The 12,619-nt window shown below is 56.3% G+C and carries 10 protein-coding genes and 1 tRNA gene; 8 read left to right on the top strand and 3 right to left on the bottom strand.

The genetic code is table 11. The annotated features are described in order from the left end of the window. Positions 1-127: 127 nt before the first annotated feature. The 3 genes from der to miaB all read right to left on the bottom strand — a co-directional run bounded on the left by der (position 128) and on the right by miaB (position 3,691). Positions 128-1,468, bottom strand: a complete 1,341-nt coding sequence (gene der / locus ACNKH6_RS04160) for a ribosome biogenesis GTPase Der (RefSeq protein ID WP_417914286.1) — start codon at positions 1,466-1,468, stop codon at positions 128-130. A gap of 239 nt (positions 1,469-1,707) precedes the next feature. Beyond that, entirely contained in the window at positions 1,708-2,355 is a 648-nt protein-coding gene (locus ACNKH6_RS04155; RefSeq protein ID WP_417914285.1) for a PIN domain-containing protein, read from the bottom strand. Beyond that, entirely contained in the window at positions 2,345-3,691 is a 1,347-nt protein-coding gene (gene miaB / locus ACNKH6_RS04150) for a tRNA (N6-isopentenyl adenosine(37)-C2)-methylthiotransferase MiaB (protein ID WP_417914284.1), read from the bottom strand. The genes ACNKH6_RS04155 and miaB overlap by 11 nt, the downstream gene beginning before the upstream one ends. 306 nt (positions 3,692-3,997) lie before the next feature. Between miaB and pal the strand changes: the two genes are divergently transcribed. The 8 genes from pal to gmd all read left to right on the top strand — a co-directional run bounded on the left by pal (position 3,998) and on the right by gmd (position 12,238). Continuing rightward, positions 3,998-4,693 (top strand): peptidoglycan-associated lipoprotein Pal, encoded by a 696-nt coding sequence (gene pal / locus ACNKH6_RS04145; protein ID WP_417914283.1) that lies wholly within the window; start codon positions 3,998-4,000, stop codon positions 4,691-4,693. 110 nt (positions 4,694-4,803) lie between these two features. Then, positions 4,804-5,730: a malate dehydrogenase gene (gene mdh, locus ACNKH6_RS04140; protein ID WP_417914282.1), complete on the top strand. Its 927-nt coding sequence runs from the start codon at positions 4,804-4,806 to the stop codon at positions 5,728-5,730. 563 nt (positions 5,731-6,293) lie between these two features. Continuing rightward, the gene (locus ACNKH6_RS04135; RefSeq protein WP_417914281.1) at positions 6,294-7,334 is read left to right on the top strand and encodes a DHH family phosphoesterase; all 1,041 of its coding nucleotides are present in this window, start codon (positions 6,294-6,296) and stop codon (positions 7,332-7,334) included. A 140-nt stretch (positions 7,335-7,474) separates the two neighbouring features. Beyond that, on the top strand, positions 7,475-8,719 hold the full coding sequence (locus ACNKH6_RS04130) for a glucose-1-phosphate adenylyltransferase family protein (protein ID WP_417914280.1): 1,245 nt from the start codon (positions 7,475-7,477) through the stop codon (positions 8,717-8,719). Beyond that, the gene (locus ACNKH6_RS04125) at positions 8,716-9,996 is read left to right on the top strand and encodes a glucose-1-phosphate adenylyltransferase family protein (RefSeq protein WP_417914279.1); all 1,281 of its coding nucleotides are present in this window, start codon (positions 8,716-8,718) and stop codon (positions 9,994-9,996) included. Before ACNKH6_RS04130 ends, ACNKH6_RS04125 begins: the two co-directional genes overlap by 4 nt. 65 nt (positions 9,997-10,061) lie before the next feature. Continuing rightward, positions 10,062-10,138, top strand: a tRNA-Arg gene (locus ACNKH6_RS04120). A 67-nt stretch (positions 10,139-10,205) separates the two neighbouring features. Then, positions 10,206-11,156 carry a UDP-glucuronic acid decarboxylase family protein gene (locus ACNKH6_RS04115; protein ID WP_417914287.1) on the top strand — a complete coding sequence of 317 codons (951 nt, stop codon included), beginning with the start codon at positions 10,206-10,208 and terminating at the stop codon, positions 11,154-11,156. After that, entirely contained in the window at positions 11,153-12,238 is a 1,086-nt protein-coding gene (gene gmd, locus ACNKH6_RS04110; protein ID WP_417914278.1) for a GDP-mannose 4,6-dehydratase, read from the top strand. The genes ACNKH6_RS04115 and gmd overlap by 4 nt, the downstream gene beginning before the upstream one ends. The last annotated feature ends 381 nt before the right edge of the window (positions 12,239-12,619 follow it).

Below are 12,619 nucleotides of genomic sequence, written 5' to 3'. Positions count from 1 at the left end.
CGCTGGTTTGCTGACACAGTCATGGAGATTGCTTGCGCACTGCACAATTTCAGATTAAGATTCAGACCTTGGCAAAAAGTCAATGCCGATTGCTTGAAAAAATCGATATAGTGTCTATTGTAACGTTTTATTTATCCCTGCCGCTGCGCTCGCGGAAGAAGAGCCGCAGCGGCACGCGGTCAAGACCCAGCCCTTCGCGGAAGCGGTTGGCGAGATAGCGCTGATAGGAGAAGTGAATGCCTTTGGGGTAATTGGAGATGACCGCAAAGGTCGGCGGCGCAGTGCTGATCTGGGCAGTGTAGTAGAGCTTCAGCCTGCGGCCCTGATACATCGGCGGCTCATGCTGGGCCTTGGCATCTTCCAAAAGGCGGTTGAGGGCGGCGGTGGAAAAGCGTTGATGGAACTGGCGGTGCATCTTGCCGAGTTCCGGGAAGAGCCGCTTGATGCCTGCGCCGGTCTTGGCGGAAACCCTGAAGACCGGGGCAAAGGGAATGAATTTGACTGCCTCCTCCACTGCTTCCAGCAGCTGCTCCTGCCGCTTCTTGTCGCCTTCGATCAAGTCCCATTTGTTGATGAGGAGCATGAGAGCGCGGCCCTGCTCCTGGGTGTAGCCAATGACCTTGGTGTCCTGCTCGGTGATGCCTTCCTCGGCATCAATCAGCACTGCGGCGATGTCGCAGCGGCTGAGGGACTTCAGGGCCTTGAGGATGGAGAACTTCTCCAGCTTGTCCTGTGTCTTGCCCTTGCGCCGGATGCCGGCGGTGTCAATGAGCAGGTAGTTGTGCTTGTCCGCAGTCAGCATGGTGTCCACCGCGTCGCGGGTGGTGCCAGCCACTTCGGAGACGATCATCCGCTCCTGCCCCGTGATCGCATTGATCATCGAGGACTTGCCCACGTTCGGGCGGCCAAGGAAGGCTAAACGGATGGTGTTCTCCGGCAAGGGCGGCGGGGCTTCAGTCTGCCCCAGATTTTCGGCCAGAGCGTCCATCAGGGTGTTGAAGCCGTAGCTGTGGTCAGCGGACAAAGCCCAAAGCTGCTCCACGCCCAATTCCCAGAACGGTGCCAGCAGCTCGTTCTCGATGTTTGGCGAGTCAATCTTGTTGACCGCGAAGAAGACCGTTTTTTCGGTGCGCCGGAGCAGCTCAACCAGCTCGTGGTCGCCGGGCATCACGCCTTGGCGGCCATCCAGCAGCAGAATGATGATGTCCGCCTCGTCCATCGCCTGCATGGCCTGCTGGCGGATGTGGCCGCTGAAGTTGTCGCTGTCGTCGTCCTCTATGCCGCCAGTGTCCACCAGCATGAAGGCGCGTTCCTCCCAGCTTGCCTGGCCGTAGTGGCGGTCGCGGGTCACGCCGGGCGTGGGATCAACAATCGCGTCCCGGCTGCGGGTCATGCGGTTGAAGAGCGTGGATTTGCCCACGTTCGGGCGGCCAATCAGAGCGACAAGGGGACAGGCGGCGGTTGACATGCCGGGGCGCGGTGGAAAGGTTCAATTGCCTTCAGGCAGCGTTCAATCAGTGATTACGGCGAGTATACACCTCTAAGGGAATTTTGGCAAGGAAGCTGTTGTTACGCTGAATTATCCAATTTTCGATGATTTTCTGCTTAATTGATTAAAATCAATATGTTGCTTGAGACGATCAAAGCCTGTCAGCAACAACACTTGAGAGCTAACGAAGCTAGCATGACCCATGATAGAATTGACAATTATGAACTGGACGCAGGCAAGGCGTAGGTGACTGCTTCGCCGTTGATCTTGACATATCCATGCTTCACCAAGGCATTCCACACTGCATCAATCACAGTATCAGAAATGTCTTTGCCGCATCTGGCATGGATAGTGTTGCGTAACGTTTTAGGAGAGCGTGGTTTTTTATCCTTCCGGTTGATTAAATCATTCATCACCAATTTGAGCAGCTCTTCAGTTAAATCTGGAGTCAATATAACCTTGCTTTCTGTCTGTAGAGGAGTTGCAGTAGCGACAGGCTTGAAATATGGCATTTCCTCTATCGAAACTGAACGCGCCGCAAATATCTTCCGCTTGCGCAAATGCTGAATAAGCGGATCAAAGCCCGTGTCTTTGGATATGATGTGGAAATATCCAGCCGGATCAGCCGCTGCCAGCACGCCGAGGTAATAGGCAATGTGGAAATCCAGCGCGTTGCTGCCGGAAGTTTCCAGCACGATGTATTCAGCCCGGCTGCCTAATGCCTGCATGGCTGTCACTAACTCCACCGGCAGCTTGGTGTTGTTTGGGCCGAGAAAAACCTGCACCTGAAATTCTCCGCCTTTAAGCAGCGCAATAGACTGCACCTGCACATTTTCGTAATCAATGAGAAGGTAATTAGTTTTCACGCGCCGCCATCTCCCCTTTCAGCGAATGCTGGCCCGCATGATTTATCGTGACCATGACTATATCACCAGGCTGGAGGGCATCCGGCCCGGTGAAATGCACAATGTGATTGCTGCCGGTGCGACCCTGAATACCTGATTCGCCGCGCCCTTCCACCATCACCTCGATGCTTCTGCCTATGAATTCCCGGTTGCGCTCCAAGCTGATTTCGTCCTGCCGCGCCTGAAAGCGTTCCAGCCGTTCGCTCTTGACCTGTTCATCCACCTTGTCGGGAAAGGCAGCGGAACGAGTATTGGGTCGGTCAGAGTATTTGAACGAAAACGAGCCGTGGAAGCGCACCGTCTCCAACAGGCTCATGGTCTGCTCGAAATCTGCCTCGGTCTCACCGGGAAAGCCGACGATCACATCCGTGCTCAGGGCGATGTCCGGGCAAAAGGAGCGCAGCTCGGCCACCTTGTCCAAGTACAGCTCGCGGGTGTATTTGCGGTGCATCCGCTGCAGCACGGCGTTGGAGCCAGCCTGCACCGGCAGATGAAAATGCGGGCAGAGGTTAGGCAGTTCGTGGAAGCAGCGCATCAATTCCGTTGACAAATCCTGCGGGTTGGAGGTCGTGAAGCGCAGCCGCCGCAGGCCGGATGCCGCCGCTGTCTGCCGCAGCAGCTCGGCGAAGCTGACAGGCCGCTCCGCCACCGCGTTGGTCGTGCCGTAGGAGTTGACGTTCTGGCCCAGCAGAGTAATCTCTCGCACGCCTCGGCTGACGAGCAGCTCCACCTCCTCCAGGATGTCCGCGACCGGGCGGCTGATCTCGCGGCCCCGCGTGGTCGGCACGACGCAATAGGCGCAGTAGTTGTCGCAGCCCTGCATGATGGTGACGAATTTGCGGAATTCGGGCAGGGCAGGGGTGTTGCGCAGCAGCTTCTGGAAGGGCGGAATGACGAAAGCCTTGTCCAGACCGCAGGCAGTCTCGCGCTTGCTCTCGCCGCGCTCAAGGCGTTGCAGGAGTTCCGGCAGCCGCCATATCTGCTGCGTGCCGATGACGATGTCCACGTGCGGCATCCGCTCGAAGATGCGCTCGCCTTCCTGTTGGGCGACACAGCCAGCCACAGCGATGCGCAGGCTGGGCCGCCGCCGCTTCTCCTGCCGCAGCGAGCCGAGCAGGCTGAAGAACTTCTGCTCCGCTTTGGCCCGGATCGAGCAGGTGTTGAGGATGATCAGGTCGGCCTGCTCCGCGTCCGCGCCTGCAAGGTAGCCGTGCTGCGCCAGTAGCTGCTCCATGATCTCGGAGTCGCGTTCGTTCATCTGGCAGCCGAAGGTCTTGATGTGGAGGTGTCTATTCATTGCAGCGTGGTGATTTGATTCAACGAAGAAAAGCCGGGCCGAAAAGCATACTACGGCATTATATTGTTTTTCCTGCTGAATTCAATAATTTTTTCAGCAGGGCCACGCGCTGCCAGCCTTATCCTTGGGAATCAGGAGCAGGGCTGCGCTGCAACTCGTTTCTCAGACGGAAAAATTCATATTTTTCCTTGACGCTGGCAGGCGAAAAAAGTATCATGTAAATTTTTGTACTGACAGGCCCGTCCGTTGTTTTCTTATTTTTTTCAACATATTAAAATCAAAGAGGTTTTAATGATGAGCACCTTCATGACCAGAGTTCTGCTCTGCGCCTGCATGGTCTGCGCTTTTTCGCTGACCGGCTGCGGCTCCAAGCAGGTTGAGCCGTACAATCAGCAAAAATCTGCCAAGGCTGACGGCAGCACCTTCTACGATGCCGATGCAGGCGCAGCTGCTGACGACACCGCCGCACCTGCCGCAGCAGGCAACAATGAGTATTCTCCCGCCTTGGACGGCCTGCCTTCCGCCACCCCTGGCGGAGCCGTAGCCGACATTCAGAATTCTCCGAATGCTGCCCCCGCTGTGGAGCCTTTAGCGGACAATGGCGGCAAGGCCGCAGGCTTTTCCGGCGGAGAGCAGTCTGCCGATTACAAGCGCAAGAATGGCCGTTCGTCGCCCCAGATGAAATCCATTTACTACGATTTTGATCAGTCTGCGGTGCGCAAGGAGCAGGCACCGAAAATGGAGGCAAATGCTCAGTATCTGAAGAAACACGGCAAGGCCAAAGTGGTGGTGGAAGGCAACTGCGACGAGCGCGGCACCAAGGAATACAACCTTGCTCTCGGCGAGCGTCGGGCTACCAGCGCGAAAAAATATCTGATCAATCTCGGTGTGGAAGCCAATCGAATCAGGACCATGTCCTTTGGCGAAGAGCGTCCGCTCTTCCCTGGCACGGAGGAGGCTGATTACGAGATGAACCGCCGCTCCGACTTCGTCTTGGAGTAACTGCCGCACCGGGCTTCAGGTTGCTGCCCGCAAACGTGTTCGTTCCGCCGCCGGTCTTTTGTCAAAAAGATCAGGCGGCTTTTTCTATCTGCTACTGTGCAATTTATAAAATGAACAAAAAAATAACCATTATCGGCTCTGGCAATGTCGGCGCGGCTGCCGCGCACTGGGCTTTGGCGAGAAAACTGGGCAACATCGTCCTTCTGGATGTCGCGGAAGGCATTCCGCAGGGCAAGGCGCTGGATTTATGGCAGGCCGGGCCGCTCGACGGCTTCGCGGGCACGGTCATTGGCAGCAACGACTACGCTGATTCGGCCAACTCGGACGTGGTGATCATCACCGCTGGCCTTGCGCGCAAGCCGGGCATGTCCCGCGACGATCTTTTAGCCAAAAACGTGGCCATCGTCAAGGGCTGCGCCGAGCAGGCGGTGCGTTATTCGCCCAATTGCTTTATGATCGTCGTCACCAATCCGATAGACGCGATGGTCTATACGGCGTTCAAGGCATCCGGCCTGCCGAAACATCGCATCATCGGCATGGCGGGCGTGCTCGATTCAGCCCGCTACCGCACGTTTTTGGCCAACGCCCTCGGCGTTGCGCCGTCCGATGTCAGCGCGATGGTCATGGGCATCCACGGCGACAAGATGCTCCCCCTCGTGCGGCTGGCGAACGTGGCCGGCGTGCCGGTCAGCGACCTCCTGCCTGCGGAGCAGATAGCCGAGATCGTGCATCGGACGCAGCACGGCGGCGGTGAAATCGTCAATCATTTGAAAACAGGCAGCGCGTTCTGCACTCCGGGCCTCGCGGCAGTGGAAATGGCGGAGGCGGTGCTCTGCGACACGCGCCGCGTCATGCCTTGCGCGGCATGGCTGGAGGGTGAATTCAATATCTCCGGCTGCTTCCTCGGCGTGCCGGTAGTCTTGGGCGCAAAGGGCGTGGAGCGCATCCTCGAATTTCAGCTAACCGGCGAGGAAAAGCAGGCCCTCGGCGAATCGGTCGAGGCGGTGCGCAAGCAGATGGAGGAAACCGGGCTGTAATTGCAAGCAAAGGAAGCTGCCGCAGCGGCGGCTTCCTTTAACCTTTTTGAAGCAATGCTCTTTATGATTTTTCCTGTTGTTCCTTCCTTTCTTTAAATCGCCTCACGCCTCTCCTTCGTTCGTTTTTCCTGCCGCCCTGTTTATCATAACTGTCCAGATAAGGCAGAACCTGTCGCCGGAAACTACGGAACTCCGATCAGTTGTCATGCGCTGCGCTGGAGCGCATGAGTCCGGCAGCAGCGTCCGCAGAAAGCCGAAAATCCCCCAACTAGGGCAAGGCGTTTAAGGCCCGGCTCGCCGCAAACGGAAAGTCTCCCATGATCATCATCTGCTCCATGATGCGCAGATGTCGCTTGACGCAGGCAACAGTTTACATCTATTCAGCTCAGAGGCAGTTCTGCAAGAGGTCTATGGAGTTCAGTTATTCTGGAAAATTTTGTTGAACGAAAGCCTGCTTGCACTTTTCCACCACACTGTGCTATGATAAAAACTTACTGGGAAACCGCAGAAATTTTTTATGCGCTGGGGTTGCCTTGTTATGAAAAAACGCCGCAGGTGCCTTCTTGAAGCAGATTCGACTGGAGAAGATCGGAGGTGTCGTCAACCGCAGCGATAAAAGCCGTTGTTCGGCTCTCGCCCGCCTGAATGCCTTCTACCAGCTTTTCAGCCGCACCGATCAGGTGCTGATTGTCATTGTCGCGGACCCGGACTCGCTCGCCTGCGCTTTGGCGGTGAAGCGGCTTCTCAGCTACCGGGTCGGCAGCGTCACCATCGGCTACCCAAACGAAATCCGGCGGCTGAACAACCTGACCATGATCGAGCGGCTGAAAATCCCTATCGATCGGCTGCACACCCTTCAGATCAACGATTATTCCAAAAAAATTCTTTTAGATTCCCAGCCGACGCACCAGCCCTGCTTTGAGAAAATACAGTTTGACGCAGTGCTTGATCATCATCCAATCACCAACGGCTGGGACGCGAATGTGAAATTCATTGACATCCGCCCGGATTACGGCGCGGTGGCCTCAATGATGATTGAATACCTGCGTGCTGCTAGCATAACTCCGTCCGTTTCCTTGGCCACCGCCCTCTATTACGGCATAAAGGTTGACACCCAGAATTTCGAGAAAAAAAATCTGCAATTAGCTGACGGCATCTCTTTTCGCTATGTCTTCAACCTTGCCAACCGCAACTTGGTGCGCAAGTTTGAGCTGACTGAACTGCGCCGCTCCGAGCTGAAATATTTCAAGACTGCCCTGAAAGAGGTCAAGGCCAGCAAAGGGCGGGCCTATGCGCACATCGGCAAGGTCAGCACCCCGGACGTGCTGGTGATTATTGCCGACTTCCTCAACCATGTTGAGGGATTCGACTGGGTTTTCGTCTCCGGCATCTGCAACGACAAGCTGGTTGTGATTCTCCGCTGCGACGGCTACCGCAAGCACGCGGGCAAATTTGCCCAAAAAACCTTCGGCGAATACGGCTCCGCCGGTGGCCACCGCGAGGCGGCGCGGGCCGAGCTGCCGTTGAAGAATCTGCCGCCCCGGCGTGAAGGCCAGGACTTCACCACCGCCACGCTGATGAAAATCGCCACCCGTCATTTATAATCCGTCCTGCACTGGCTTTTCCTTTGTTCTTTGCCTGCCGCCGCAGTATAATTCGGTCGCGGAAAAGACAGCTTTCCTGCGGGCTGCCGCCATTTGCCGCAGGCAACACTCTGAACGTCCGAACTGCACGAGAGTCTGATATGGCAATGCCTTCCACGTTGGCGATGATTTTGGCCGGAGGCCGCGTTGACGAGCTGGGTGCGCTCACCCATTACCGTCCCAAATCCGCTGTCCCTTTCGGCGGTTTCGCCAGGGTGATCGACTTCCCACTGAGCAACCTGATGCGCTCCGGCATTGAGCGTATCGCCATTCTCAGCCAATACCGCTCCTACTCGCTGATCAACCACATCGGCACCGGCGCGGCCTGGGACATGATCGGCAGAAACCGAGGCATCTTCATCCTGCCGCCCTTCAAAGATTACTACAATCCGCACTGGTATCGCGGCTCGGCGGACGCGGTCTATCAGAACCTTGATTTTGTCCGCTACAACAAGCCGGGAGAAATTCTTATCCTCTCTGGTGATCATATTTATTCAATGGATTACCGGCAGCTAATCCGTTTTCATCATGAGCAGGATGCCGATTTGACCGCCGCATTCATCAAGGTGGAAAAGAAAAACGCGGCCAAACGCTTTGGCGTGGCGGAGATTGCAGATGACTGCGCTGAAGGCGGGCGGCTGCTTTCTTATGAAGAAAAGCCGACGGAACCCAAAGGCGACTGGGCTTCGCTTACCGTGCTTTGCTTCAAGCCCAAGGTGCTTTGCGATGTGCTGAAGGAGAATCAGGCTGCTGAATCGTATGAGTTTGGCCGCGACATCATCCCGCTGATGATGCGGCTGGGTCTGAAGGTTTTCGGCTACAAATTCAACGGCTACTGGGGCTACACCCGCACGGTGGATGAATACTGGCAGACCTCAATGGACCTGCTTGGCGAAAAACCGCTAATTGACATGGAGCAATGGGGCCTGCGCACGAACTTGGAGCATCGCGGCATCCGCGACTGCCAGCCGCTCAAGGTCGGGCCGGACGGCGTTCTTGACAACTCCATGGCCTACAACGGCTGCATTGTCGAGGGCACTGTGCGGAATTCGATCCTCTTTCCAGGCGTGCGGGTGGAGAAAGGCGCGGAGGTCAGCAACTCCATCCTCTTGTTCAACAATGTGGTGAAAGAAGGCTGCAAACTGGAGCGGGTGATCAGCGATGTCAACACCAGCTTCGGCTGCGGCGCGCGGGCAGGCGCGGCTGGAGGGCGGGTGACAGTGATCGGCTGGAACAATCAGGTGCCCGACGGCATGGTGATCGGCGGCGGCTGCTCAGTCGCGCCGGAAATGGACGCGGACAAATGGCCGCAGCAGGGCTTGGCTGATTTGGAGGAGCTGCGATGAGAGACGTGAACGACGCGCTGGTGCTGCTGCTGGCTGGCGGCATTGGCAGCCGCCTGAATATACTGGTTGGCCACCGGGCCAAACCAGCGGTGCCTTTTGGCGGCATCTACCGGATTATTGATTTTTCCCTGTCCAATGTGATGAACGCCGGTCTGAGCCGGGTCGGCGTGCTCACCCAGTACAAGCCGCTTTCCATGATGCGGCACATCGGCAGCGGTCAGGCGTGGGACTTCACAGGCCGCAGCCGGGGCGTGGAAATCCTGCCGCCGCGCACGGGTGAAAAGGATTCCGACTGGTACAAGGGCACGGCAGACGCGATCCGGCAGAACATTGACTTCATCAAGGCCAATCCCTCCGAGCAGGTGGTGATTCTTTCCGGCGACCATATTTACCGGATGGATCTCAATGACATGATCGCCAGCCACCGGGCAAAGAAGGCGGGCATCACCATCGGCATGATGGTCGTGCCGATGAGCGAGATTCACCAGTTCGGGGCCGGGATTGTGGACGAGGACAACCGGATTGTGGACTGGGAGGAAAAGCCCAAGGTCGCCCGTACCAATCTGGCCTCAATGGGCATTTATGTCTTTGACACCGAATACCTGCTGACCATGCTCGCTCGCGACCGCAGCGAGATTGATTTCGGAATGCACATCATTCCCAAGGCGATTGAGGAGCGGCAGGTTTTCGCCTATCCCTTCTACGGCTACTGGCGCGATGTCGGCACCATTCAGGCCTATTGGGACGCGAACATGGACATCATCCGCCCGGATTCCGGCATCTCACCGGAGGCTTGGGGCATCAGGCCGAACATCGAGACCAAGCGGCGGATGATGGACCGCGCTCCGGCCCGCTTCACCGCTGGCTGCACGGCGCGTTCTTCAATAATCAGTGCGGGCTGCGTGGTCGAAGGCACGGTGATCAACTCCGTCCTCTCGCCTGGCGTTATCGTGCGAAAAGGCGCGGTGGTCCGCGATTCCGTGATTTTCGAGGATTCCGTGATAGAAGCTGGGGCCGAAGTTGATTTGGTGGTGGCGGACAAGCGAATTCACGTCGGCTGCGGCGCAATCGTCGGCTGCGGCGATGCCGAGGCGAAAAAGATCGTCAACAAGGACTTTCCGACGCATCTCTACAGCGGCATCACCTTGGTCGGCAAAGAGGCGCGCATCCCGGAAGGCATGAAGATCGGGCGCAACTGCATCGTCCAGCCCGGCCACAGTCCGGCTGCGCAGATGCCGGAAGACTGCGCCCACGGGACAGTTTTTTCCGCCGCCTGACGCGGAAAAACTTTGTTGCTTTTGCCACCCGGTTTCAGTAGAATTGCCGCAGTGCTGTCACTGCCGCGCCCGTAGCTCAGTTGGATAGAGCACCAGATTCCTAATCTGGGTGCCGCAGGTTCAATTCCTGCCGGGCGCACCAAGCCATTCCTTTTTTTGTTTCTTCCATCCATCTCGCATCGGCTTTAATCGGACATGTTATGCAATCTGTGCAGCGGAAAAAACGGATATTAGTCACCGGCGGAGCAGGATTTCTCGGCTCTCACCTCTGCGAACGCTTGCTGGTCGAAGGCAACGAGGTGATTTGCGTGGACAATTACTTCACCGGAGCCAAACAGAATATTGTTCACCTTGTGGACAATCCCTATTTCGAGCTGCTCCGCCACGATGTGACATTTCCTCTCTATATTGAGGTGGATGAGATATATAACCTCGCCTGTCCGGCCTCACCCATTCATTATCAGTTTGACCCGGTGCAGACCACCAAAACTTCGGTGCACGGGGCGATCAACATGCTCGGCTTGGCCAAACGGGTGAAGGCGAAGATTTTCCAAGCCTCCACCTCTGAAGTGTATGGCGATCCGCAGATTCATCCGCAACCGGAATCTTACTGGGGCCATGTCAACCCAAACGGTATTCGCTCCTGCTACGACGAGGGCAAGCGCTGCGCCGAGACCTTGTTTTTCGACTACCGCCGCCAGCACAATTTACGAATTAAAGTGGCTCGGATATTCAACACCTACGGGCCACGTATGCACCCCAACGACGGGCGGGTGGTCTCCAACTTCATTGTTCAGGCCCTGCTCGGCGAGCCGATCACCATCTACGGCGACGGCTCGCAGACCCGCTCCTTCTGCTATGTCGATGATCTGATTGAAGCCTTTATCCGTCTGATGGCCACTGAGGACGATTTCACCGGCCCGGTCAACACCGGCAATCCGGGCGAATTCACCATCCTGCAATTGGCTGAAAACGTGCTGGAACTGACCGGCTCCAAATCTGAGCTGATCTTCAAGCCGCTGCCGCAGGATGATCCCAAGCAGAGGTGCCCAGACATCACCTTGGCCAAGGCAAAGCTCGGCTGGGAGCCGAAGATTTCCCTGCGCGAAGGATTAGTTCCGACCATCGCTTATTTTGACGATTTTCTCCGAAAACAATGAAAACAGCTCTGATCACCGGCATCACTGGGCAGGACGGCGCGTATTTAGCCGAACTGCTGCTTGAAAAAGGCTACATGGTGCATGGCATCAAGCGTCGTGCCTCGCTTTTTAACACCGACCGGGTGGATCATCTCTACCAAGACCCGCACGAGGAGGATGTCCGTTTCAAGCTCCATCACGGTGACCTGACCGATGCCACCAATCTGATCAGAATTGTGCAGGAAGTTGAGCCGGACGAGATTTACAATCTGGCCGCGCAGAGCCATGTGGCGGTGTCCTTCGAGACCCCGGAATACACCGCCAACAGCGACGCGCTCGGCACGCTGCGCCTTTTGGAGGCTATCCGCATCCTTGGTTTGGAAGGAAAAACACGCTTCTATCAGGCCTCGACCTCGGAGCTGTTCGGCAAAGTGCAGGAGATTCCCCAGCGTGAGACCACGCCGTTTTATCCCCGCTCGCCCTATGCGGTGGCCAAGCTCTATTCGTACTGGATCACGGTGAATTACCGTGAAGCCTACAAGATGTACTGCTGCAACGGCATTCTCTTCAACCACGAGTCGCCGGTGCGGGGCGAGACCTTTGTCACTCGCAAGATCACCAGAGCTTTGGCGCGGATCAAGCTGGGCTTGCAGGACGCGTTTTTTCTCGGCAATCTCAATGCGCTGCGCGACTGGGGCCACGCCAAGGACTATGTGCGGATGCAGTGGCTGATGCTTCAGCAGGAGCAGCCAGAGGATTTCGTCATCGCCACCGGCACGCAGCATTCGGTGCGGGAATTTGTGGCCATCGCCGCCGAAGAGCTTGGCATGAATATCATCTGGCAGGGCAGCGGGTTGGACGAAATCGGCATCGAACGCAAGAGCGGCAAGACCATAGTCCGGGTTGATCCCCGCTATTTCCGCCCGACCGAGGTCGAAACGCTGCTCGGTGATCCCTCCAAGGCCAAGGAGAAGTTGGGCTGGGAGCCGAAAATTAGCTTTGAAGAGCTGGTGCGCGAGATGATCGTCGAAGACCTGAAGCTGGCGGAGCGGGATCAGGTGGTGCGGCAGAAGGGATACAAGGCGTACAACTATTTTGAGTGATGCCGGAGAGTTTAAAAATCGGTGTGGTTGGATACAGCTCCAACCGCATTGATTTTGTTCATGCTGAACAATTGCTCAATTTGGCATTTGACAGCATTCTGTCAAGGAACACAGCAAGCGCAACATATCGAGATAGTCAGCGGCTTAACCAATGTTGGCATTCCAAAAGTTGCCTACGATATAGCTTGTCAACGTGGTTTCCGCACCGTGGGCATATCTGCTGAACAGGTGTTTAAAGTGCATTGCGGCATTTATCCTGTTGATAACCCAAGTTGTGACCTATAACATTGTTTTTTCAATACCGTAAGCCAAGATAAAAAGAAAAACCTTCAATTCAAAACCATGCGAGGTGACAGCATGAATATGTGCTGGAAATCTTTG

The sequence above is a fragment of the Candidatus Electronema sp. JM genome (assembly GCF_048287415.1).
In the GTDB taxonomy this organism is placed as follows: Bacteria; Desulfobacterota; Desulfobulbia; order Desulfobulbales; family Desulfobulbaceae; genus Electronema.
The sequence above is the reverse complement of the archived record's forward strand: the minus strand, read 5'-3'. Positions and strand labels throughout refer to the sequence as shown.

What these genes read in the sequence shown, in the direction of transcription:
- der (WP_417914286.1), bottom strand. Translation starts at nt 1,468, where the DNA reads ATGTCAACCGCCGCCTGTCCCCTTGTCGCTCTGATTGGCCGCCCGAAC.
- miaB (WP_417914284.1), bottom strand. Translation starts at nt 3,691, where the DNA reads ATGAATAGACACCTCCACATCAAGACCTTCGGCTGCCAGATGAACGAA.
- mdh (WP_417914282.1), top strand. Translation starts at nt 4,804, where the DNA reads ATGAACAAAAAAATAACCATTATCGGCTCTGGCAATGTCGGCGCGGCT.
- ACNKH6_RS04130 (WP_417914280.1), top strand. Translation starts at nt 7,475, where the DNA reads ATGGCAATGCCTTCCACGTTGGCGATGATTTTGGCCGGAGGCCGCGTT.
- ACNKH6_RS04125 (WP_417914279.1), top strand. Translation starts at nt 8,716, where the DNA reads ATGAGAGACGTGAACGACGCGCTGGTGCTGCTGCTGGCTGGCGGCATT.
- gmd (WP_417914278.1), top strand. Translation starts at nt 11,153, where the DNA reads ATGAAAACAGCTCTGATCACCGGCATCACTGGGCAGGACGGCGCGTAT.
- pal (WP_417914283.1), top strand. Translation starts at nt 3,998, where the DNA reads ATGACCAGAGTTCTGCTCTGCGCCTGCATGGTCTGCGCTTTTTCGCTG.